At 46.3% G+C, this 23,021-nt stretch carries 18 protein-coding genes; 10 read left to right on the forward strand and 8 right to left on the reverse strand.

Annotated features, from left to right (window positions below; all coding sequences use genetic code 11):
- Nucleotides 1-10: 10 nt before the first annotated feature.
- Together DW039_RS07040 and DW039_RS07045 are read right to left on the reverse strand one after the other, a co-directional pair.
- Nucleotides 11-3,100 carry a SusC/RagA family TonB-linked outer membrane protein gene (locus DW039_RS07040; protein WP_005830357.1) on the reverse strand — a complete coding sequence of 1,030 codons (3,090 nt, stop codon included), beginning with the start codon at nucleotides 3,098-3,100 and terminating at the stop codon, nucleotides 11-13.
- 717 nt (nucleotides 3,101-3,817) lie between these two features.
- Entirely contained in the window at nucleotides 3,818-5,623 is a 1,806-nt protein-coding gene (locus DW039_RS07045; protein WP_117922853.1) for a long-chain fatty acid--CoA ligase, read from the reverse strand.
- Nucleotides 5,624-5,840: 217 nt separating this feature from the next.
- Here DW039_RS07045 and DW039_RS07050 point away from each other — a divergent pair, with 217 nt between their 5' ends.
- A complete protein-coding gene (locus DW039_RS07050) occupies nucleotides 5,841-6,458 on the forward strand; it encodes a porin family protein (protein ID WP_005834577.1) in 618 nt (205 codons plus the stop codon).
- 90 nt (nucleotides 6,459-6,548) lie between these two features.
- Nucleotides 6,549-7,619: a M20 family metallo-hydrolase gene (locus tag DW039_RS07055; RefSeq protein ID WP_117588744.1), complete on the forward strand. Its 1,071-nt coding sequence runs from the start codon at nucleotides 6,549-6,551 to the stop codon at nucleotides 7,617-7,619.
- 7 nt (nucleotides 7,620-7,626) lie between these two features.
- Here the strand turns inward: DW039_RS07055 and DW039_RS07060 are convergent, their stop codons facing one another.
- The 4 genes from DW039_RS07060 to dut are packed head-to-tail and all read right to left on the reverse strand — an operon-like array spanning nucleotide 7,627 to nucleotide 11,874.
- On the reverse strand, nucleotides 7,627-8,928 hold the full coding sequence (locus DW039_RS07060; RefSeq protein ID WP_005830365.1) for a murein hydrolase activator EnvC: 1,302 nt from the start codon (nucleotides 8,926-8,928) through the stop codon (nucleotides 7,627-7,629).
- 49 nt (nucleotides 8,929-8,977) lie between these two features.
- Nucleotides 8,978-9,565 carry a DUF4292 domain-containing protein gene (locus tag DW039_RS07065; RefSeq protein ID WP_008662710.1) on the reverse strand — a complete coding sequence of 196 codons (588 nt, stop codon included), beginning with the start codon at nucleotides 9,563-9,565 and terminating at the stop codon, nucleotides 8,978-8,980.
- On the reverse strand, nucleotides 9,543-11,393 hold the full coding sequence (locus DW039_RS07070; protein WP_117588745.1) for a tetratricopeptide repeat protein: 1,851 nt from the start codon (nucleotides 11,391-11,393) through the stop codon (nucleotides 9,543-9,545). Before DW039_RS07070 ends, DW039_RS07065 begins: the two co-directional genes overlap by 23 nt.
- Before the next feature lie 46 nt (nucleotides 11,394-11,439).
- A complete protein-coding gene (gene dut, locus DW039_RS07075; protein WP_034532753.1) occupies nucleotides 11,440-11,874 on the reverse strand; it encodes a dUTP diphosphatase in 435 nt (144 codons plus the stop codon).
- Between the two features lie 212 nt (nucleotides 11,875-12,086).
- On the opposite strand from dut, the gene DW039_RS07080 reads away from it, so the two are divergent.
- The gene (locus DW039_RS07080; RefSeq protein ID WP_044468530.1) at nucleotides 12,087-13,415 is read left to right on the forward strand and encodes a deoxyguanosinetriphosphate triphosphohydrolase; all 1,329 of its coding nucleotides are present in this window, start codon (nucleotides 12,087-12,089) and stop codon (nucleotides 13,413-13,415) included.
- A 28-nt stretch (nucleotides 13,416-13,443) separates the two neighbouring features.
- Here the strand turns inward: DW039_RS07080 and DW039_RS07085 are convergent, their stop codons facing one another.
- Together DW039_RS07085 and DW039_RS07090 are read right to left on the reverse strand one after the other, a co-directional pair.
- The gene (locus tag DW039_RS07085) at nucleotides 13,444-14,421 is read right to left on the reverse strand and encodes a GNAT family N-acetyltransferase (protein ID WP_008662703.1); all 978 of its coding nucleotides are present in this window, start codon (nucleotides 14,419-14,421) and stop codon (nucleotides 13,444-13,446) included.
- A gap of 43 nt (nucleotides 14,422-14,464) precedes the next feature.
- Nucleotides 14,465-15,283, reverse strand: a complete 819-nt coding sequence (locus tag DW039_RS07090; RefSeq protein WP_034523012.1) for a 1-acyl-sn-glycerol-3-phosphate acyltransferase — start codon at nucleotides 15,281-15,283, stop codon at nucleotides 14,465-14,467.
- A gap of 215 nt (nucleotides 15,284-15,498) precedes the next feature.
- On the opposite strand from DW039_RS07090, the gene DW039_RS07095 reads away from it, so the two are divergent.
- From DW039_RS07095 to DW039_RS07130, 7 genes are all read left to right on the forward strand, one after another.
- Entirely contained in the window at nucleotides 15,499-16,002 is a 504-nt protein-coding gene (locus DW039_RS07095) for an RNA polymerase sigma factor (RefSeq protein ID WP_008662699.1), read from the forward strand.
- A gap of 376 nt (nucleotides 16,003-16,378) precedes the next feature.
- On the forward strand, nucleotides 16,379-16,882 hold the full coding sequence (locus tag DW039_RS07100) for an RNA polymerase sigma factor (RefSeq protein ID WP_117922854.1): 504 nt from the start codon (nucleotides 16,379-16,381) through the stop codon (nucleotides 16,880-16,882).
- Between the two features lie 168 nt (nucleotides 16,883-17,050).
- Nucleotides 17,051-18,472 carry a glycoside hydrolase family 125 protein gene (locus tag DW039_RS07105; protein ID WP_085931532.1) on the forward strand — a complete coding sequence of 474 codons (1,422 nt, stop codon included), beginning with the start codon at nucleotides 17,051-17,053 and terminating at the stop codon, nucleotides 18,470-18,472.
- A gap of 521 nt (nucleotides 18,473-18,993) precedes the next feature.
- Complete coding sequence (gene mraZ, locus DW039_RS07115) at nucleotides 18,994-19,470, forward strand: division/cell wall cluster transcriptional repressor MraZ (protein ID WP_005834563.1); 477 nt, start codon at nucleotides 18,994-18,996, stop codon at nucleotides 19,468-19,470.
- Between the two features lie 10 nt (nucleotides 19,471-19,480).
- On the forward strand, nucleotides 19,481-20,401 hold the full coding sequence (gene rsmH, locus DW039_RS07120; RefSeq protein ID WP_008662693.1) for a 16S rRNA (cytosine(1402)-N(4))-methyltransferase RsmH: 921 nt from the start codon (nucleotides 19,481-19,483) through the stop codon (nucleotides 20,399-20,401).
- 9 nt (nucleotides 20,402-20,410) lie between these two features.
- Nucleotides 20,411-20,761, forward strand: coding sequence for an FtsL-like putative cell division protein (locus DW039_RS07125; RefSeq protein ID WP_005830386.1), 351 nt, complete (start codon nucleotides 20,411-20,413; stop codon nucleotides 20,759-20,761).
- An 87-nt stretch (nucleotides 20,762-20,848) separates the two neighbouring features.
- Entirely contained in the window at nucleotides 20,849-22,987 is a 2,139-nt protein-coding gene (locus DW039_RS07130; RefSeq protein ID WP_005830388.1) for a penicillin-binding protein, read from the forward strand.
- The last annotated feature ends 34 nt before the right edge of the window (nucleotides 22,988-23,021 follow it).

Consider the following 23,021-nt stretch of genomic DNA (forward strand, 5'->3'; position numbering starts at 1 on the left):
TATCTACTGTTTAAAAATTAACTTTCAAGTTGAACCCAATCGAACGGTTGGTAGGCATACCAAACACATCAACTCCTTGCAGACGGTTGCTGGTAGAAAGCATGCCATCAGGATCATATGGAGCATTGTTCTTGAAGAAGAACAGGTTGCGGCCTACAAGTGAAACCTGTGCGTTCTTAATGACACCAGTCTTTGCCAACCAAGCCTGAGGCAGACTATAGCCAATGGAAAGTTCGCGCAAACGTATGTTGGTAGCACTGTACATATAATGCTCGGTCACACCCGCACGGCCACCAACCTGATTATAGAAGCCTTCCACATCTGTAATTTGACGGCCTTCCAGCATCACGTAACCACGGTCACGAGCATCACCCGTTGCCTTGCTTACTCCCTGCTGATCGAGGTCGGCTTCCGTCAAAGACATCACTTCACCTCCAAAACGTCCATCAATCAAGAAGTAAAGAGAGAAGTCCTTCCACGTGATTGTATTGCTCCACCCCAAGTTAAAATCAGGAGTAGAATTACCCAGTTTCACCGGATTTGTCTTGTCCACCAATGGAAGTCTATCACTATCTTTTTGTCCTTCTTTTGCAGGTTCATACTGAATATTGCCTTTTTCGTCACGTACAAAAGTAGTACCGTAAATGTCACCAAACGAACCACCTACTTCTAAACGACTCCATACATTGTTACTTTCGCCACCGCTAAATGTAAAATAACCAAAGTCATCACCAGCCAGTGCCTTTGCTTCGTTCTTATTGGTTGCAAAGTTAACACCGGTTTTCCAGCGGAAATCCTTAGTCATGACAGGAGTTCCATTCAACATAACTTCGACACCGGTATTCTGAATATCACCGGCATTGATGTAATATCGGGCGTATTGTGAACCTGACGGAGCATCCAACGTAAAGAGTTGATTCTTTGTATTAGTCTTATAATAAGTGAAGTCGAACTCCAAGCGGCTATTGAAAAAGCGCCACTCAGTACCAAACTCAATGGAAGTAGTCATTTCCGGTTTCAGTTCTGCAAACGGAGCTGTACTGTTGAAATTGATGCTACCACTCTTTGTAATGGAGTTGAGAGGATTTGAAGTATAAGTATTCAAACCGTTACCCACCTTTGACCATGCACCGCGAATCTTACCTAAATCAATCCAAGAAGGTAATTTCAATGTTTCGTTCAGCAACCATGTCACACCTACTGACGGATAGAAAAAGCCTTTGTTTTTGTATTTGGTAAATGCCAATGTTGAAGTCCAGTCGTTACGTGCTGTCACGTCCACATAAATCTGATCTTTGAAGCCTACCTGACCGGTGAAGAACACACTCTGGCTTTGAGTATGGGTTTTCCAATCGGTCAATGAGCCCTTGTTCAAGGAGCAGTTCTGCATAGTGAATACGTTGGGCACAGAGAGTATACCCGGATAGGAATCGAAACCTGTACCGTTTCCTGTATAATCGTTGATGCTGGCACCTACCGAAGCATTGACACTGAAGTTAGTGAATTGCTGTTGATAAGTAAACAAAACATCCCCATAAGAAGAAAGGCTACTTGATTCACCGTAGATGTAACGACCGTTAGTTCCTGTTCCAGCCGGATTCATACCACACAACACCGGGCTGGTACCTGCATACATACGTGTATTGTTCTTGTCTACAACATAGTCGGCACTACCACGAGCCTGTATACTGAACAGGTCATTGAACTTATACTTCACACTCAGATTCAACAATGTACGATAACGGGTATCCTCATTCGGAACCTTATTAATCAACCAATAGGGATTCTGCTCCATATCAGTACCTTGAGATTTATACCAGTTCTGGTCCATTATGTTACGACCGGCATTAAGAATCTGATAATTATCTTTGTAGTAGTTAAAGTCCTTTCCACCTTCAACACCACCACGCGGGAAGTGATAAAGACCTACCAAAGGATTCATGTAATAACCTCCCGAAGTAGTACGGTTGTTCCCCCTTTGATACATCGCATTGATATTGGCATCAACAGTCAGTTTGTTATTGAGGAAGTTGGCAGTTTCGCGAAAATTGAAATTATGCTTCACCAAGCTATTACCTTCCACCACGCCCTTGCCGTAAGTATTAGCATAGGAAAAGTAAGTTTGCATAGCTTGCGAACCCATGCTCAACGAGAGCGAGTTGATAGTAGTGACACCTGTTTTGAAGAAATCGTCTGTATAGTCGGGACTACCTTTGATATCACTGCCCCAACTGGTTGACACACCCGTATAGTGATTCTGGAATTCGGGAATACCGTATGCAGCTATATCGAAAGTGGTGCTGGTATTGAAACTGATACTGGCGCGTCCTTCCTTGCCCTTCTTAGTGGTAATAATCACCACACCATTGGCAGCCGAACTACCGTAAAGTGCAGCAGCGGCAGGGCCTTTCAATATGTTCATGCTCTCAATATCATCGGGATTCAGATTGGAAATACCGTCGCCACGGTCGTAGTTACCACTGTCGTTGTCTCCGCCGATAGTAGTTGAGGTATTTTCGTTGGTAGATGAACCGAACGGTACACCGTCTATTACATACAACGGCTGGTTACTTCCGCTTACCGAACGGTTACCACGGATAATCACTTTGGAAGAACCTCCCAAACCGGAAGAACTCTTATTAATCTGCACACCTGCCGTCTTACCGGCCAATGCATTCATCATATTGGGGTCTTTCACACGTGCCAGTTCATCACCGTTTACCACCTGGGTAGAGTACGTCAGTGATTTTTCTTTCTTTGCGATACCCAATGCCGTTACCACCACTTCATCCAGCAGCTTGGCATCATTCTTTAATGTGACTCTTATCGTCCCCGGAGTGATGGGAACTTCTTGTGTTATCATACCTACGAAAGACACTTGCAGGATTTTCGCACCTGCGGGCGCATCTGTAATAGTGAATTTGCCGTCTAAGTCTGTTACGGCTCCGGTAGTGCTTCCTTTTACCAATACGGAAGCTCCGATAATCGGTTCATTGTCCTCAGCTGAAATAACGATACCGGTAATGGGGGAATTTTGGGCTGCTACCCAACCGATGGCTGCCAGCAGGCAAACCAAGGTCAGCATAATTCTTTTTTTCATAAGCTGTTTTTCGGAAAATAAATATTAGATTAAATATGTGTTAAGTTAATAAACAGATTCTCGGAAATCTGTTATCCCGATCGGCCAGTTTGATTGGCTGTTCCTCTCATTTCTTCTTTGTATGCTTCATAGGCTATTAGTATGTTACGGTTAATATTTAAGCTTATCCAAATGTCTTTATTCTGCAGATTTCTTTCAAGCTCTCGTATATAAAACCGGGGGCACAACCGCAACCCTATCGGAAAAGGATGATTTATTTGCTAATAAAAGTTAATGAAGAAAAGCTGCTGGCAGAACCGGTGCTTTATTGCATGGTTTTAAGCAGATTACGGCATCACCCTTCTCTCCCTCGCCTAAGAGTGAGGCTTTCATTATCTACAAGAGAACTCTCCCCCGGCACCGCGACAAATTAACCTCTCCACTGCGACAAACTAACTATTTTCTCGCATCTCATTATTCTTATCACAGTCATGTTAGTTTCTTACAACAGCTGTATTCTTTTCTTATAACAGCTGTGTTCTTTTCTTACAACAGCTGTTGTAAGAATAATAAGAAGCATAAAAACTGCCAGTCAGCAGTATACAGATGATTAGTTTCTCGCAGTGCAGGGGGTAGTTTCTTTCTGTTCAGAAGAAGGAGATAAAAAAACAGACCGTCCGGCCCGGAATGAAAAAGATTCACCCCAGGTCGGACGGTTATAAACAAAAAAACAAAGTTTTATTCTTCGTACATCTTATCAATCAGCTCCTTGTAGTTCTTTGCCACAACAGAACGTTTCAGCTTCAGCGTATTCGTCAGTTCCCCACGCTCCATGCTGAATGGTTCCGGCAGAAGCGTGAAACGCTTCACTTGCTCGTAATGGGCGAACTGTTGCTGCAAGGTATCGATACGGGCACGGAACAACGCTTGTATCTTGGAATGTTGCAGTAACTCATCCATATTGTTGTATGCAATGCCTTTCTCCTTGGCATAATCCTTCACAAAGCCATAAACGGGAACTATCAAAGCGGAAACAAACTTACGCTCATCGGCAATGACAGCAATCTGGTCAATGTAACGGTCAATAGCCAGCTTCGTTTCCAATGCCTGCGGCGAAATGTATTTTCCGTTGGAGGTCTTGAACAAGTCTTTGATACGCTCCGTCAGATACAGATGGCTATCCTTCAAATAACCGGCATCACCCGTGTGGAACCAACCGTCACGGTCGATGGCAGCAGCCGTTGCCTCCGGTTTCTTGTAGTAGCCGGTAGTGATAGTCTTACCACGAAGAAGTATCTCGTTGTTCTCGCCAATCTTCACCTCCACATCAGGCATCACCGTACCTACGGAACCAATCTCATAGCCTTCGTTGAGGAAGCAGGAAACGGTAGCCGTAGATTCCGTCAGACCATAGCCCACCACCATGTTTATACCTACAGAATGCACAAACTCGCAGATTTCATCGGGCACAGCAGCACCTGCCGTAGGAAAGAAATTACCGTTCTCAATACCTATCGTCTTCTTCAGCAGAGCATAAATGGTCTTTTCGTAGAACTTGTATTTCAGATGAAGCATCATCGGAGGAGTCTTTCCTTGGCGCAAATAATCAATGTTATGCGTCCTGCCCACCTTGATGGCATCCAACATCATCGCCTTACGCAGACCGGTTTCCTGGGAAATCTTCTCCTGCACACCGGCATAGACTTTCTCCCAAAAACGGGGTACACTGCACATCAGTGTAGGGCGTATCTCTTTAATAGTAGTTTGGATATCTTGTGGACGGAGATTGATGCAGACCTGCACTCCCCGATGTATACAAAGGTAGGTCCATGCCTTTTCGAATACATGGGTCAGCGGAAGGAAGTTCATGGAAACATCCTGGTCTGTCATGAAAGGCAATCGGATATCATGAATGCGGAAAGCCTCTCTATAATTGAAATGATGGAGCATGACACCTTTCGGCTCACCGGTAGTACCGGAAGTATAAAGGATATTGGCGAGGTCATCATCTGAGGCAGCTGCTGTACGTTCTTCTACAATGGCATTGTGCTGCAACTCTTCATCCATTGCCATAAATTCATCAAAATAGATGGAAGTCATGTCGCGCGGATCTTTCACCACAGCACGGTCGAAGATGATGAGCTGCTGCAGAGACTGGCAAAATCCGAACACGCTGAAAGCGGCATCGTACTGGAACTGCTCGCCTACAAACAGATAACGTATCTGTGCATCGTTGATGATATACTGTGCCTGGGCCGGTGAGCTGGTAGCATACAAAGGTATAGTCACCGCCCGGTTGGCGAATGCACCGAAATCAGTAAAGAGACATTCGGGTTTATTCTGCGAGAAGATACCGATATTCTCTTGTGGCTCTATTCCCAAAGCCACCATTGCATTGGCAGTCCGGCGTACAGTCTGTGAGAACTCTTTCCAAGAGATGGGTATCCATTGTGCAGTTTCATAGTCCCTGTATTTCAGGGCTATTTTGTCTCCATACTTCTCTGCCTGGCGATGCACCAGGACAGATAAATGATGATAAGTCATAACTTTTGATATTGGTAAATACGGTACAAAGGTAGTGGTTTCATTTGAAACTAATTTGATATTAGCGGGTAATTATTCAAACTTTACCTTTAAAGTATCCGACCATCCGTTAGCAAATTATCCACAAAAGATACTTTCTTTACCATTAAAACAATAGAAATATATTAAATATCTATATATTTGTGGTGATATACAAACTAAATCAAATTCAATGAACATGAAAAAAGTATTGCTTTTAATGGCTATGCTGACCATAGGTTTAGCAAGCATCAATGCTCAAGACAACCTCAGATGGGGAGCAACAGTCGGCATGAACTCCAGTAACTTCTCCATTACCGGTTTCGACAGTAAAATAGGCTTTCATGCTGGGGTAAAGGCTGAAGTAGGATTGCCTCAAATTTCAGAAGGAGTCTACCTCGATATGGGTGCATTACTTACGCTGAAAGGAGCCAAAATAGACGGAGGCTCTGCTGCTTCTATCAAGTTCAATCCCTACTACCTGGAAATTCCTGTACACATTGGCTATAAATATGCAGTGAATGAGAACTTTGCCATATTCGGCAATGCCGGTCCTTATTTAGCCATCGGTCTTTTTGGCAAAGCCAAGGCAGAAGGAGATATTCTTGACGAATATGAGTTTGATGATAACTCCACCAATGTATTCGGGGATGATGCCATGAAGCGTTTTGATTTCGGTCTCGGATTAAAAGCCGGAGTCGAATTCAGTCAGAAATATCAGATTTCCATCGGTTATGACTGGGGACTGGTAGAGAACATTAAAGATTCAGGCAACAAAAACCGCAACTTGATGATATCACTCAGTTGCTTCTTCTAAACAATATTGAAAAAACAGAAAGGACGTCGGTTTGGCGTCCTTTTCATTTTTTATCCGTAAGTTTGCGGCCAGATTATTTATTTACCGAATATGATTTACGATATACCGACTTTAACTTCCGAAGCAATCGGATTGCTCAAATCACTGATAGCCATTCCTTCCTTGAGCCGCGACGAGGAGAAGGCGGCAGATTATCTGCAGAACTATATCGAAATGCAAGGCATGGCAACAGGACGTAAAGGCAACAATGTATGGTGCCTCAGCCCGATGTTCGACTTAAAGAAACCGACCTTGCTGCTGAATTCCCATATCGACACCGTAAAACCCGTCAACGGGTGGCGGAAAGATCCTTTCAAACCAACGCTGGAAAGTAATGGAAAGCTCTACGGGCTGGGCAGCAACGATGCCGGAGCCAGTGTAGTCAGCCTGCTGCAAGTATTCCTGACATTGTGCCGCACCACTCAGGCCTACAATCTGATATATCTTGCCTCGTGTGAGGAGGAAGTATCAGGCAAGGGGGGAATAGAATGCGTATTGCCGGAACTCCCTCCCATACAGTTTGCCATTGTAGGCGAGCCGACAGAGATGCAACCTGCCATTGCAGAAAAAGGATTGATGGTGCTGGACGTAACTGCTACCGGAAAATCGGGACATGCTGCCCGAAACGAGGGAGATAATGCTATATATAAGGTATTGGATGATATTGCCTGGTTTCGTGATTACCGTTTCCCAAAAGAATCTTCCCTGCTGGGTCCCGTGAAGATGAGCGTAACCATGGTAAACGCCGGTACACAGCATAACGTCATTCCCGACCGTTGTACTTTTGTCGTAGACATTCGCAGCAACGAGTGTTATAGCAATCAGGAGCTATTCGATGAAATACAGAAACACATCACGTGTGAAGCCAAAGCCCGCTCCTTCCGGCTAAGCTCTTCACACGTAGCTCCGGAGCATCCGGTAGTGCAAAAGGCTATTACCATGAAACGTACTCCTTTCGGCTCACCGACCTTGTCCGACCAGGCACTGATGCCATTCCCTTCTCTGAAGATGGGACCGGGGAAAAGTGCCCGTTCACACACTGCCGATGAATTTATCTTTGTCAAGGAGATAGAGGAGGCGATAGGGATGTATCTGGAGCTGCTGGAAGGAGTAAAAATTTAAATTATCATTATCTGTTCAGCCACGGCTCCGGATTCAGTTTTTCCTTCTCTTTCCTCAATTGGAAGTGTAGCACCGTACGACCATTGTCGGCCCCATCCGAGAAGATTTGTCCGAGAGTCTGTTTGGTGGCAACATCATCGCCCTGCTTCACCGAGGCCGATGACAAGTTGCAATAGACTGATATATAATTCCCGTGACGGACAAGGATATTGAACAGTCCGTTCAGTTTAAAGACAGCCGCCACTTTACCATTGAAGATGGCACGGGCTTGGGCACCCGGTTTCCCTTGTATATCAATGCCCTTATTGTCCAGCTTGACATTGCGCAAACCTTCCACAGAATACTGGCCGTAATGGCTGGTAATGATATACGCTCCGGTGATGGGCATCGGCAACTTACCGCGATTATTAGCAAAGTTCCCTGATAATTCACGGTCTGCCTTACTCATGGAGTAAGTTTCCAAAGGCTGTGCCTTCGGCTTTGCGGGCGTAGAGGCAGTTGCCGTTTTTTCGGTTTTCTCACCAGCCTTTTTACGTGCGGCTGCCTCACGGCGCGCTTCTTCTGCCGCACGCTTACGCGCTTTCTCTATTTCTTCCGCTATCAGACGGTCAATGCGTGCATTGAGCTGATTGGCTTCACGGCGTTTCTTATTCAGTTCGTTCTGCAATCCCCGCTGTTTCTTTTTCAGATTGGCTACCAACAACTTTTGTTCCTTCTCCTGCGCTTCCAGCTTGACTTTCTCCTCTTCACGTTCTTTCAACAATCCTTCCTTGGCAACCTTCACTTGCTGAAGCTCAGTCTTCTTACGGTTCACCTGCTCCTGCTTTTTCAACACTTCCTCGCCTTGCAGGCGCTGATAAGTAGCATATTCACGTACATAGCGCATGCGTCGATAGGTCTGTGCCAGGCTCTTGGCAGAGAAAATGAACATCAGCTTCTCTTCAATGGAGCGGTTCTTATACAAATATTGAACGGACGATTCGTATTTCTTCTTCTTGTCCCTTAGGTCACGTTGCAGGCGGGTCAACTGACGTTCTAATGAAGACAACTCGCGCTCTATGGATTCCACATCATTATTGATAGTCAGAATATAGCGTTTGCGCTCTTCTATCTGTCCGGTCAGTGCAGCAAGACCGTTCAACTGGCTTCCCACATCCTTCTTGGTGGTTATCAACAGCGTTTCCGACTCTGCTATCTGTTTCTGTAAGGCACCACGCTTGCTTTCCAGTTCCTTAATCAGCTTGTTGGACTGGGCAAGGAGCGGAGAAACCGGCAAAAGGAGGAGAAAGAAGAGAAGGAGAAGCTTCATAAGTTATGAGTTATAAGTTATGAGGGATTATCTGACAATTATCAACTAATCAAAGGTCCATCAGCATTTCCAGCAGTTCTTCCAGCTCCACCTCTTTATATTTCTGTGAGAGCTGGGTAGGAGTCAGTGCAAAAGGCTTATCCGAGAAGTTGGAAAGTTCAATCTTTCCCTTTTCCAGAGAGGGTATCCCGAGTTCCTTGCCGGTAAGCACCTTCTTGCCATTGGGTTTGGAAGCAGCATAAAGCAGTTTCTCCAAATGGGCAAAATCCGCCTTCTTGGGCAGCACATCCTTCAGTTCCTTACGTGTTGCACGGACATAACGTTTTCCCATACGGTCTACCAACAGAATCTCATCCGGGGTGACTTCCATACGTGCCACCTCCGTACGAAGTATCGGCATCAGAAAGGAAATCTGCATGCATTCTTCCTTCTTCAACTTCATCGTACCGTTCACAGTAAGGGTGGCATCTTTATGGGGTACCGTCAGCTGCACTTTGGAGGAAAGGCAGGCAGATTCTCCGGACAGAGAACTTGAGTGACGCGAAGTCTTGCAACCGGCAAGCCCCACAGCCAGCAACAACAGCAAGGACAACAGGCGGCATATCCTTGCCATATCATTCAGCAGGTTTAGTTTCATCTGATATATATTTCTTTTTTTGTATTTTCTGTTTCAACGTATCAGAGCGATTGCCCTTATCCCAGGCTTGTTTCCAGTATTTCAAGGCACCTTCCGCATCGCCAGTCATGTAATAGATATCTCCGCAATGTTCCAAGACCACGTCACTGCTATCTTTATCATTCTTTATCGCCTCATCTATGTAGAGACGCGCCTCGGCATAATTACCTTTAACAAACAATATCCATGCATATGTATCGAGATAGGTGGAATTGTTCGGCTCGGCTTTCACTGTCTTGTAGCTCATCTCTTCCGCCTTGTCCAAGTCGCGGCGCTCCACGGAAAGATAATATGCGTAGTTATTCAAGGCACCGATGTTTGAAGGATTGTACACCAAAGCGGAATCATAAGCCGCATAAGCTTCCGCATGCAGATTCTTGGTGTGATAAGCATCACCGATAATGGCATAAAAATCTGATACGACCTCCTTCTTGCTGTCGTCCTTGACGTGCGACAAAGCCTTTTGACAGATGGCAAGGGCATCATCCGTCCGTTCCGCCTGGTTGTAGGCAATGGCCAGATAGAAATAGAACTCCAACATATCGGGATTGGACTCCACACCGGCTTCGCACAAATTCATTATTTCCTTGTAATCCTCCTGGCGCACAGCTTCCCCCAGCAATGTCATACGAGCCGCTGTGTTGGTAGGGTCTATCGCCAGAACCTGGCGCAGAACCGGTCCAGCCTCCTTGTTCATTCCTTTGGAAAGAAGATATTGGGCATACAGCAAAGGTAATTGCGCCTCATCGGGCTCCTGCTCCATGATACGGTTGAAGAGCGTAATGACACGTGTGCTGTCCTTGCCTGCCTGCTCGTTCTGCACGATGAACTGCCGCATCACATTCAGTTTGGTGTCCGAAGCCACTTTCTTGTTCAGCAACAGCGTGTCCAATTGCTGTTCATACAGCCCCTTCTGTCCGGTCTCTTCGTAGTAAGAAGCCAATGAGTACATGGCCATTGCATTGTCCGGCTCTTCGGCCAGCACCTTCTTGTAAATCTCATAAGCTTCCTGCTTTTTCCCGTTCTGCATATAGACATCCCCCAGCACAACTTGATAGCGCATATCGTTGGGATACTCTTCTACCAGACTTTCTATTTCATGAAAGGCGCTCTTGTCGTCCTTCTTTTGCAGATAGATGCGGAACTTCTCCATACTGAGCTGTTCATTCTTGCCCATCCGTTCCTCGAGCTTGTTCAGTATACCGATAACTTTGTCATACTCTTCCTGGCGGTTGTAAATCTCCAGCAAGTTGTATAGCGGGTCCAGCTTATCCGAGAAACGTACCGCCATATTTTCCAACAAGGCAGCGGCTTTCTCCGTTTCGTTTTGCTGCATATACAGATTGGCAAGTCCCTGGGCATACCAGTAATTATCGGGAGCATTCTCCACCGCCTTTTCCAACGCGGCTTGTCCCAACGGCACCTGCTTGAGGTACATATAATACTGGGCCATCTCATACAAAGCCGATGATGCGTTCGGGTTTATCGTCAGGCAATGTTGCAGGACATCGAAAGCCGCATCATAGTCTTTCTGGACTTTCAGACGGGCGGCTTCAAGAAAGAAGTAGTCGTAACGGCGCTGCTGTTCGGGGGTAAGCTCCTTTACGGGCGAAACGTCGGCTTTCTTCGACTTCTTCCGTTTCTTCAATTCCTTCCGTGCCTTTTCAGACCGACCGTACCCGCTCATTTTCTCCTTAGAAGCTTGAACATTGGCAGCCTGCACTCCGTACGTAGTAAAGCAGAAGGTACCTATCAACAATGCAAGTATTATTTTTACTCTGATTCTCATCTATTTAATTATAAATTCTTAACCCGTAAAACGGAACAATATCCATTCATTTTTTACCCGTATGCCCGAAGCCACCGGCACCGCGCTCCGTCTCATCCAGCACTTCCACTTCCCGCCAAAGAGCTTGTTCGTGACGCGCTATCACCATTTGTGCAATCCTCTCCCCATCTTCGATGACGAAGGTTTCTGCAGAAAGGTTGACGAGAATAATACAAACTTCACCACGGTAATCGGCATCAATCGTTCCAGGGGAGTTCAGCACGGTAATCCCCTTCTTAATGGCCAATCCGCTACGCGGACGCACTTGCGCCTCAAATCCTTCAGGAAGAGCGATATAAAGGCCAGTAGGCACCAGACACCGCTGCATCGGAGCCAGCGAAATAGGTTCATTAAGGTTTGCACGGATATCCATTCCTGCAGACAGCTCAGTGGCATAAGCCGGAAGCGGATGCTTTGATTTATTGATGATTTGTACGTTCAACATGATGTTATTTACGATTTGACGATTTACTATTTACGATTGGGGCTACTTCTATTCTTACAATTCGAGTAATTCAAGTTTCGCAATTCATCTTCCTTTTACTATAAACTTGGGCGAAAATACGGCTTTTTATACAAAATAGTGATACATTTGCAGTTAAATAATAGTAACTTCAATCGTAAATAGTAAATCGTCAAATCTCAAATAACATCATGATGAATTGGAATACGCTCATATCTGCCAAACGCTTCGGACTGGAAGAGTTTCACCAGGAACGCCATGAAAACCGCTCGGAATTCCAACGTGACTATGACCGCCTTGTCTTCTCTGCCCCCTTCCGCCGTCTGCAGAACAAAACCCAGGTATTCCCTCTTCCCGGTAGTGTATTCGTCCACAACCGATTGACACACAGCTTGGAAGTATCATGCGTAGGCCGCTCATTAGGCAACGATGTATCGAAAGTTCTCATTGCCCGCCACCCGGAACTGCAAGGCAGCTACCTCACCGAAATAGGCTCCATAGTTTCGGCCGCCTGCCTGGCACACGACTTGGGAAATCCTCCTTTCGGACATTCGGGAGAACGAGCTATTTCCACCTTTTTTTCCGAGGGAAAAGGAATGTCCCTGAAGGGCCAACTGACACCTGCCCAATGGGAGGACCTTACTCACTTTGAAGGGAATGCAAATGCGTTCCGTCTGCTTACCCACCAGTTTGAGGGAAGGCGGCAGGGAGGATTTGTACTCACCTACTCCACCCTGGCAAGCATCGTGAAATATCCCTTTTCATCGAGTCTCGCAGGCAAGAAGTCAAAATTTGGTTTCTTCATTACAGAGGAAGAAAGTTTTCGCCGCATAGCAGAAGAACTGGGTATGGAGAAGCAGAACAATGCCCCGTTGAAATATGCCCGCCACCCGCTGGTCTACCTGGTGGAAGCCGCCGATGACATCTGCTACCAGATGATGGATATCGAGGATGCCCATAAACTAAAAATTCTGACTACACAAGAAACCAAAGAGTTACTTCTCTCTTATTTCTCGAAAGAGCGCCAAGCACACCGGCTCAAAACCATGGAGATAGTAAGCGACACCAATGAGCAAATAGCCTATCTGCGTTCCAGCGTTATCGGACTGCTTATCGGCGAGTGCGTGCAGGCCTTTGTAGACAATGAAGAAAAGATTCTGAAAGGAGAATTTGAAGGAAGCCTCATCAACCATATATCCGAAGTACCTGCCAATGCCTACAAGCACTGTGCAGACATCTCCCTGAAGAAGATTTACCGCTCACGCGACGTGCTGGACATTGAACTTGCCGGTTTCCGTATCATCAGTACCCTGCTCGAACTGATGATTGACGCCGTGTGTTCTCCGGAAAAGGCATATTCGCAACTGCTCATCAATCGCGTATCGGGCCAGTACAACATAAAAGCGCCTGCACTCTATGAAAGAATACAGGCGGTATTGGATTACATCTCCGGAATGACGGATGTATTTGCACTCGATTTATACAGGAAAATAAACGGGAATAGCTTACCAGCGGTATAACAGACGACAAGCATTCTTCCGGATAGTCCTATGATACAACCTTATTTGCTCCCGACGTAAGCTTGCACGACTCCGGTTCGCTCGCTATGAACGACTCGATGTGGCGGATGCGCTTTTCTGCCAGAATCTCGTCCACGGCAATCAGGATACCCGTTTCCTCCACATCTCCGAAACCGTAATTGATGGCTGTACCGAACATACGCATGGTAGGGCTAAGACTCATATAGGCATTCACCAACGGGGGAATATTGTACCCCGCCTTACGGATTTCACAATTCAAAATCTTATAGTCTTCCTTAAAAGAGTCTTTACAGAATAGAGCATCCAATTCATTCTCGTCCGACTCCAGAAGCAACGGTTTCATCGGAGTAATCAGGTTGTCCTTATCCGCAAAATGTTTCCGAAGGAAATAAAGAATCTTATCACGGCTCTGACGATGATAGCTGGGATACATAGTCACCTTTCCGAAGAAATACTTCACATTGGGCATGACTACGGTCAGTGCGCCCAAACCATCCCACAGATTATCCAACGCAAACAGACCTTTACTGTCTGCACGCGTAGACTGATACTCCAACGTAACGAACGAACGTCCTAACTCGATGGTCGTAGGAAGATAGTCCTTCAAAAACTTATCCGAAAAGTTAAACATATGGGCAGTTGCCAGAATAGGGGCACCATGTTCATCAAAACGCACATCCGTACCTAAGATATAACGGTATCCACCCAAAATTTCTTCTGCTTCCGGATTCCAGACAATCAACTGCTTGTACGGGTTGTCCATGATGTCATATTCATCAATATCCATAGACTTGCCCGTTCCTCCTCCCGCAGCACGGAATGCAATCTCGCGCAAACGGCCGATCTCCTTCATTGTATTCGGAGAGTCTTGGGCAGTAATGATATATATCTGATTATGACTTCTATTGGTCATGCGCAGACGCTTTTCCTCAGTCAACTCCGCTTTCAACAGCTCCTTGCTTATCGGTGCAATAACATCTTCCATATTTTTCTGTTAGTAGTTCTTCTTTAATATAAATACGGTCTCTCTACAATTTATATACAATATCCTTCACATATTGCGCCCATCCGGCCGGGCTTTTCGATTTGTCGAAAGTTTGCCAGGGGATAGGCTTCCCTATGGTGATGGTAAATGTTTTATGACGATTCTTCAGCATTTCATCTGCCAGGTAAAGCATGGCGATATTGAACTTGATACCCAATATCTTACAAAGATTGGCAAGATTATAAAAGAAGTTGGAATTCCGCCCCTCGAAGTGGATGGGAACGACATCACGGTGGGCTTCGACACTCTTCACGATAAAGGTCTTTTTCCAATCCAAGTCACGGATGACCCCATTCTGCCTACGCGAACAAAGCCCTGCTGGAAACATGATGAGCTGATTGTCCGAAGCAAATCCCGCCTCCACCATTCTGGGGAAGTCTTTGGCCTGCTTTCCCGTCTTGTTGATGGGGATGCAAAGCGGCGCCAGTCCGTGCAGGTTCATCAGCAGGTCGTTGACCATATATTTCACCTTGCCACCATAAAAGGAGCCCAGGACATAACCCAGTGCCACTCCGTCCTGCCCACCCAGGGGATGGTTGGACACAAAAGTATAAAGCCCTTCTTTAGGCAGATTTTCCTCCCCCTTTACCACAATATTGGCATCAAGGAACTCCAGACAAGCTTTCAGGAAATCTACACCGACTTTATCTTTCGACTCCCGCAAAAAGACATTCAATTCCTCTTGATGAACGATATGCTTCAAATAAGAAACCACGAACTTGGGGATATACTTAGACTGCTTCGGAGCCTTTTCCCGAAGTATCTTGTCTATGTCAATCAAAAATAAAGAGTCGTCAGCCATTCTTCTTTTGATGAAATGAATGCGCAAAATTAACTCATCTTTTTAATTAATCGCAAAAAAATGACAGAAAACTGCACCCGAAATCTATCAAATAGCACCTAAAAACTGTCAATTGATAGTTTTTCCCCTAAAGTGTGTTTGAAATCCGTCTGCCTGAAAGAGAAAACTTCCGTAAACTTGCAATATCAAGATTAACGAAAAAAAACATAGCACATATGAACAATATAACATTTAAAAAAGACCTGCTCGGAGTTCAAGACGATTTATTGCGTTTTGCATACAAACTTACTTCCGACCGTGAAGAAGCCAACGACCTCTTGCAGGAAACATCCCTGAAAGCTCTGGATAACGAAGAGAAGTATACGCCCGATACTAATTTCAAAGGATGGATATACACCATCATGCGCAATATCTTCATCAACAATTACCGCAAAGTGGTGCGTGACCAGACTTTCGTGGATACCACGGACAATCTCTATCACCTGAACCTGCCGCGCGACGCCGCTTTTGAAAGCACAGAAAGCGCATATGACCTGAAAGAGATGCACCGCATTGTCAACGCCCTTCCACGGGAGTACAAGATTCCCTTCTCCATGCATGTCTCCGGCTTCAAATACCGCGAAATTGCAGAGAAGCTAGGGTTGCCCTTAGGCACGGTAAAGAGCCGCATTTACTTCACCCGCCAAAAACTACAACAAGACTTGAAGGATTTTGTTTAAGAACTCAGCATATAAAACCAGTGATTTCCATAAATTAAGAAGAGTACAGATTTTAGTTGTATCAAAAGAGAGAAAGGCAGGCCGGGACAATCCCGCGTCTGCCTTTCATGGTCTCGCCCCTTGTATTTCGTACACAAACTCATTCAAGCCGTTACGCTTTGCGATAATATTATTTACAAAAATCAGGATAGCAATCTCTGGCTACATCCCACTTTTCCACCTATCCGAGGCACTGAAAGCTAACCAAAGCCACCCGAAAACTGCCAATTGTTAGATTTTACCCCAAAGAGAGTTTGATTTCCGTCTATCAAAAAGAGAAATCATCCGTAGCTTTGCATCATCAATAAAACGAACAATAATTTAAAAAACATCCATTATGAATAATAGAACATTTACCCAAGACCTACTCGGAGTTCAAAACGACTTATTACGCTTTGCATATAAATTAACCTCCGACCGCGAAGAGGCCAACGACCTGCTTCAAGAGACATCCCTGAAAGCTCTGGACAATGAAGAGAAGTACACACCTGATACCAACTTTAAAGGATGGATATATACCATCATGCGTAATATTTTCATCAACAATTACCGTAAAGTGGTACGTGACCAGACATTTGTAGATACCACAGACAATCTCTATCATCTGAACACGCCGCACGACCTCACACTCGACAGCACAGAAGGCGTCTACGACCTGAAGGAAATGCACCGCATTGTCAATGCCTTGCCACGTGAGTACAAGATACCTTTCTCCATGCATGTCTCCGGTTTCAAGTACCGTGAAATCGCAGAAAAGCTGAACCTCCCACTTGGAACAGTAAAGAGCCGCATCTTCTTTACCCGCCAGAAACTGCAACAGGAACTGAAAGATTTCAGATAAGAGAATACGGCAACCTAAGAATTGTTTATTAATTGGCCGGATAAAAAAGTAAATATGCTTATCTTTGGGCAATCATGGGACACAAACCAAGATACCTAAAGAAAAACCGAGTAATTAATAAACAACATGAAGAAACAGACAATCATTACAGCCTGCACATTTGCAGCAATGACAATGGCTACTCCTGCCGTTTTTGCCGTACAGCCGGCCATGAGTAACCACGTATGCGCCTCCGACGCTATCAAGAAAGACAACCGACCGGTAGAATCAAAACGACTGTTCCGTTCCAAAGCCGTAGAAGAACAAATTCAACGGATACAGCAGCTGCTGAAAAATCAGAAGCTGTCATGGATGTTCACTAACTGCTTTCCCAACACGCTGGACACCACCGTCCATTTCCGCAAGGACAAGAAAGACGGGAAGCCCGACACATTTGTCTACACCGGAGATATCCATGCCATGTGGCTCCGCGACTCAGGTGCGCAGGTGTGGCCCTACGTACAGCTGGCCAATGAAGACAAGGAACTGAAGACGATGCTTGCAGGAGTCATCAACCGCCAATTCAAGCTGATTAATGTAGACCCGTTTGCCAACGCCTTCAACGACGGCCCCATCCCCGACGGACACTGGAAAACCGACCTTACCGACATGAACGACGAGGTGCACGAGCGTAAATGGGAAATCGATTCACTGTGTTATCCGCTACGCCTTGCCTACCATTACTGGAAAACGACCGGTGATACAAGCATCTTCGATGCCGAGTGGATAAAAGCAATCCAAAACATCCTGACCACCTTCCGCGACCAACAGCGCCGTGACGGACGCGGTTCCTACCATTTCCAGCGGGTAACTGAACGCGCACTGGACACGATGACCAACGACGGCTGGGGCAATCCGGTGAAACCGGTCGGACTGATTGCATCTTCTTTCCGCCCTTCCGATGACGCCACCACCTTCCAATTCCTGATACCCTCCAACTTCTTCGCCGTATCTTCGCTGCGTAAGGCAGCCGAGATTCTGACTGAAGTCAATAACCGCCCGGAGCTTGCAAAAGAATGTACCGACCTGGCCGGAGAAGTAGAAACCGCCCTACGAAAATACGCTACCTACAACCATCCCAAATACGGCACCATCTATGCCTTCGAGGTAGACGGTTTCGGCAACCACCTTCTGATGGACGACGCCAATGTACCGAGCCTTATCGCACTGCCCTATCTGGGCGATGTGGACATCAACGATCCTATTTACCAGAACACCCGTCGTTTCGTATGGAGCGAGGATAACCCATACTTCTTCAAAGGTACGGCAGGCGAAGGCATTGGAGGTCCGCACATCGGCTACGACATGATTTGGCCGATGAGCATCATGATGAAAGCCTTCACAAGCCAGAACGATGAAGAGATTAAAACTTGCGTGAAGATGTTGATGGATACAGAAGCCGGAACCGGCTTTATGCACGAGTCTTTCCACAAAGACAATCCCGCCAAGTTCACCCGCGCCTGGTTTGCATGGCAAAACACATTGTTTGGCGAACTCATTCTAAAACTGGTGAACGAGGGCAAGCTAGACTTGCTGAACAGCATACAGTAAAAAAACATTTATCCCCCCTGGATTCTGTGGATGAATGTAATAATCAACCACTCCAGGGGGAATATTATCACTCCTCCCTCCCATCATCTTCCGGTAAGTAGTAACGTTCACAAAATAGACGGGAAGTTAACAAAAAAAGTTTCAGAAGTTAATACTAAAACAAGAAAGAGTTAAGAAAGAGCTTTATCCCAAACTTTGGTTTTTCCAAACCAAGCCTGGGGATAGAGAAACCAAGTCTTGGTTTAGATATCCGCAAAGCTGGGAAAGAAGTTTCCCACCCAAGACACCATTCCACCAACAAGCGACTTTCAAACCAAAGACCGTCATCCTCAACCGAATCTTTTCAAAAGAGACTACACGAATCCCCCACCAGCAAAGCGTTTCAAAAGCAGCTTCATTATCAAATGAATAAGCTATCAACAAGGTGTTGAAAACTTCTTCCTAAGATTTTAGTTAAAAGATTGTGGGGAATTGTGGGGAAATGTGTATTTTTACCGTCGCTTATTATAATAAGGTGAGAAATGATACAATTTTTAGGTAATATCGAGGCTAAGGCGGATGCAAAAGGAAGAGTTTTCATCCCGGCCACCTTCCGGAAACAGCTGCAAGCCGCTTCTGAAGAAAGACTCGTGTTGCGTAAGGACGTGTATCAGGATTGCCTGGTGCTCTACCCGGAAAGTGTATGGTTTGCCACTCAAAACCAACTTCGCTGCCGACTGAATAAATGGAACGCCAAACAACAAATGATTTTCCGCCAGTTCGTAAGTGACGCGGAAGTCATGACCCCTGACGGGAACGGACGCATCCTGCTCCCAAAACGTTACCTGCAAATGGCGGGTATACAAAGTGATGTCCGCTTCATTGGTGTGGACAACACAATAGAAATCTGGGCTAAGGAACGTGCCGACCAACCATTCATGAACCCCGACGAGTTCAGCGAGGCTCTTGAAGAACTGCTGGGAGACGAAAATATTTGTTGTGACGAAAATAAGCTATAAACAACAGATGATGAAAGAAGAAACAACATATCACATCCCCGTATTGCTGATGCCGAGCGTAGATGCAATGAACATCCGTCCGGACGGCACGTATGTAGACGTAACGTTTGGTGGAGGAGGACATTCGCGCGAGATACTGTCCCGCCTGGAAGACGGCGGCCGGCTGCTGAGCTTCGACCAGGACGAGGATGCGGAACGCAACATTGTGAACAACCCGCATTTTACATTCGTACGCAGCAACTTCCGCTACCTGCACAACTTCCTACGCTATCACGGCATCGAAAAAGTGGATGCCATACTTGCCGACCTCGGCGTATCTTCCCATCACTTTGATGACAGCGAACGGGGATTCTCCTTCCGCTTCGACGGGGCACTGGATATGCGTATGAACAAGCGTGCCGGCCTAACCGCTGCCGACATCGTGAATACCTACGAAGAAGAAAAGCTGGCCGATATTTTTTATCTGTACGGCGAGCTGAAGAACAGCCGGAAACTGGCATCTGTCATCGTTAAGGCACGGGCTACGCAGAGAATTGCCACCATCGGCGAATTTCTGGAAATCGTCAAACCACTCTTCGGCCGCGAACGCGAGAAGAAAGAACTGGCAAAAGTATTCCAGGCATTGCGCATTGAGGTAAACCAGGAAATGGAAGCACTGAAAGAAATGCTGTATGCGGCAACAGAAGCGCTAAAGCCGGGAGGCCGCCTGGTGGTGATAACCTATCACTCCCTGGAAGACCGTATGGTGAAGAATATCATGAAAACCGGCAACGTGGAAGGCAAGGCCGAAAAAGATTTTTTCGGGAACGTATTGACCCCGTTCCGGCTAGTCAACAACAAAGTGATTGTACCGGACGAGGAAGAGATAGAGCGCAATCCGCGTTCGCGCAGCGCCAAGCTGAGAATTGCAGAAAGAGTAATGAATGATTAGTGACTAGCAATGGAAAAGAAGCAAGAAGAAAAGAATACGGAAAAGGTGAAAAAACGCACCTCACTGAAGAACATCATCGGAGGCGACATTCTGGCCACAGACTTCTTCCGCCGCCAAGCCGGATTGTTGTTCCTTATCATGGTGCTTATCATTATTTACATCAACAACCGTTACGAATGCCAACTGCAACTGATAGAGATAGACAATCTTAAAAAAGAGCTGATAGACATCAAGTACGATGCCCTGACACGCAGTTCGGAATTGATGGAGCGGAGCCGCCAATCGCGCATCGAGGAATACATCGCCACCAAAGAAAGCGATTTGCAGACTTCCACTAATCCACCGTACTTACTAAAATAATGGAGAATTGAGGATTAAAGTAATTTCAATAGTACATCGTAAATCGTTAAATCGTAAATAACATTGGCTGTAAATAAAAAAAACATAATGACCCGTTACTTCTTCGTCGTCCTACTCATGGGGTTGGTGGGGATAGCTATTGTTGTGAAAGGCGCCATGATTATGTTTGCCGAGCGACAGTACTGGCACGATGTAGCCGACCGCTTCGTAAAAGAGAATGTAACGGTGAAGCCCAACCGGGGAAATATCCTGTCCTCGGATGGCAAACTGATGGCAAGTTCGCTGCCGGAATATAAAATATATATGGACTTCATGTCCGGCGAAAGGGACGAGAAGCGCCGCAAAAAGGACCAGCAGCGCAAGGATTCTATCTGGAAAGCCAATTTCGATTCCATCTGTATCGGGCTTCATCAGATTTTTCCGGACATCAGTGCCGCCACCTTCAAAAGCCATCTGCGCAAGGGGCGGGAGATGAAGAGCCGGAACTACAACATTCTTCCCAACCGCAACCGGCGCATCTCTTACATTCAGTATAAGGAAGCCAAGCGGTTACCCGTATTCAAGATGAACAAGTACAGAGGCGGGTTCCACGAACAGATATACAACCAGCGTAAAAAGCCGTTCGGTTCTTTGGCAGCCCAAACCCTGGGCCGTCTCTATGCCGATACAGCCATGGGAGCCCGTAACGGCATTGAACTGGCCTTCGACACCCTGCTGAAAGGACGAAACGGTATTACCCACCGTCAGAAGGTGATGAATAAATACCTGAATATCGTAGACCTTCCCCCGGTAGACGGTTGTGACATCATATCCACCCTCGACGTAGGCATGCAGGACATCTGCGAAAAAGCCTTGGTGGACAAGTTGAAGGAAATCAATGCCAACGTCGGGGTAGCCGTACTGATGGAAGTGGCTACCGGAGAAGTAAAGGCCATTGTCAACATGATGAAAGCCGGAGACGGCAATTACTACGAAATGAACAGTAATGCCATCAGCGATATGTTGGAACCGGGCTCCACCTTCAAGACAGCCTCCATTATGGTGGCACTGGAAGATGGCAAGATAACCCCGGATACCGAGGTAGACACGGGCAACGGTATTATGAATATGTACGGCAGTAAGATGAGGGACCACAACTGGCACCGGGGAGGTTACGGAAAGATAGATGTGACACGTATTCTGGAAGTTTCTTCCAATGTGGGTGTCTCCTACCTCATCGACAAGCACTACAAGGATAATCCGCAGAAGTTCGTGGACGGTTTGAAGCGCATGAGCATCGACCAGCCGCTTCATCTGCAAATACCCGGTGAAGGGAAACCCAACATCAAAGGGCCTAAAGAGCGTTATTTTGCCAAAACGACTTTGCCGTGGATGAGTATCGGTTACGAAACCCAGGTACCTCCCATGAACATACTGACCTTCTACAATGCCATAGCCAACAACGGGGTCATGGTACGCCCCAAGTTTGTGAAAGCAGCGGTAAAGGACGGTGAGGTAGTGAAAGAATATCCTACGGAAGTAATCAATCCCAAGATATGTTCCGACCATACCCTGACACAGATCCGCGAAATCCTTCGGAAAGTGGTATCGCAAGGTCTGGCAAAACCCGCCGGCAGCAAGCAATTCTCCGTATCGGGCAAGACGGGTACGGCACAGATTTCACAAGGAGCCGCCGGATATAAGTCGGGACGGGTGAACTACCTTGTAAGTTTCTGCGGATATTTCCCCTCGGAAGCACCCAAATACAGTTGCATCGTTTCCATCCAGAAGCCTGGGTTACCAGCTTCAGGCGGTCTGATGGCAGGTAGTGTCTTCGGGAAAATAGCAGAAAGAGTTTATGCCAAAGACCTGCGTTTTGACATACGCAGTGCCATAGACAGTACCACCAATGTGATTCCTCCCGTGAAAGCCGGAGAGATGAACGAAGCACTCCTTGTACTGAATGATTTGAAAGTGCCCGTTCAGAAACAGTTCGCCGGACAAAAGAAAAAGGAACAGTGGGGGCATACACAAGCAGCTCCGTCGGCAGTCATCCTGCAAGACCAGGAACCGGCCTCGGGCACCGTGCCCAGCGTGGTAGGTATGGGAGCGAAAGATGCTGTCTACCTTTTAGAGAGTAAAGGACTGAAAGTAAGGCTAAACGGCGTAGGACGGGTGAGGAACCAGTCCATAGCAAGCGGTAGCCGGATAGTGAAAGGACAAACCATAGCCCTGACACTACGTTAACATGAGAATAAACAAGATTTGGATATACACTATA

It is taken from the genome of Bacteroides sp. AF39-16AC, from assembly GCF_003602735.1.
Classification (GTDB): Bacteria; Bacteroidota; Bacteroidia; order Bacteroidales; family Bacteroidaceae; genus Bacteroides; species Bacteroides uniformis.

Bases quoted from the DNA above. Each gene is read 5' to 3' on its own strand.
- DW039_RS07105 (WP_085931532.1), top strand. From the start codon at position 17,051: ATGACAATGGCTACTCCTGCCGTTTTTGCCGTACAGCCGGCCATGAGT.
- DW039_RS07040 (WP_005830357.1), bottom strand. From the start codon at position 3,100: ATGAAAAAAAGAATTATGCTGACCTTGGTTTGCCTGCTGGCAGCCATC.
- DW039_RS07060 (WP_005830365.1), bottom strand. From the start codon at position 8,928: ATGAAGCTTCTCCTTCTCTTCTTTCTCCTCCTTTTGCCGGTTTCTCCG.
- DW039_RS07070 (WP_117588745.1), bottom strand. From the start codon at position 11,393: ATGAGAATCAGAGTAAAAATAATACTTGCATTGTTGATAGGTACCTTC.
- DW039_RS07095 (WP_008662699.1), top strand. From the start codon at position 15,499: ATGAACAATATAACATTTAAAAAAGACCTGCTCGGAGTTCAAGACGAT.
- DW039_RS07085 (WP_008662703.1), bottom strand. From the start codon at position 14,421: ATGGAAGATGTTATTGCACCGATAAGCAAGGAGCTGTTGAAAGCGGAG.
- DW039_RS07090 (WP_034523012.1), bottom strand. From the start codon at position 15,283: ATGGCTGACGACTCTTTATTTTTGATTGACATAGACAAGATACTTCGG.
- mraZ (WP_005834563.1), top strand. From the start codon at position 18,994: ATGATACAATTTTTAGGTAATATCGAGGCTAAGGCGGATGCAAAAGGA.
- DW039_RS07130 (WP_005830388.1), top strand. From the start codon at position 20,849: ATGACCCGTTACTTCTTCGTCGTCCTACTCATGGGGTTGGTGGGGATA.
- DW039_RS07055 (WP_117588744.1), top strand. From the start codon at position 6,549: ATGATTTACGATATACCGACTTTAACTTCCGAAGCAATCGGATTGCTC.
- DW039_RS07125 (WP_005830386.1), top strand. From the start codon at position 20,411: ATGGAAAAGAAGCAAGAAGAAAAGAATACGGAAAAGGTGAAAAAACGC.
- rsmH (WP_008662693.1), top strand. From the start codon at position 19,481: ATGAAAGAAGAAACAACATATCACATCCCCGTATTGCTGATGCCGAGC.
- DW039_RS07050 (WP_005834577.1), top strand. From the start codon at position 5,841: ATGAAAAAAGTATTGCTTTTAATGGCTATGCTGACCATAGGTTTAGCA.
- DW039_RS07045 (WP_117922853.1), bottom strand. From the start codon at position 5,623: ATGACTTATCATCATTTATCTGTCCTGGTGCATCGCCAGGCAGAGAAG.
- DW039_RS07065 (WP_008662710.1), bottom strand. From the start codon at position 9,565: ATGAAACTAAACCTGCTGAATGATATGGCAAGGATATGCCGCCTGTTG.
- DW039_RS07100 (WP_117922854.1), top strand. From the start codon at position 16,379: ATGAATAATAGAACATTTACCCAAGACCTACTCGGAGTTCAAAACGAC.
- DW039_RS07080 (WP_044468530.1), top strand. From the start codon at position 12,087: ATGATGAATTGGAATACGCTCATATCTGCCAAACGCTTCGGACTGGAA.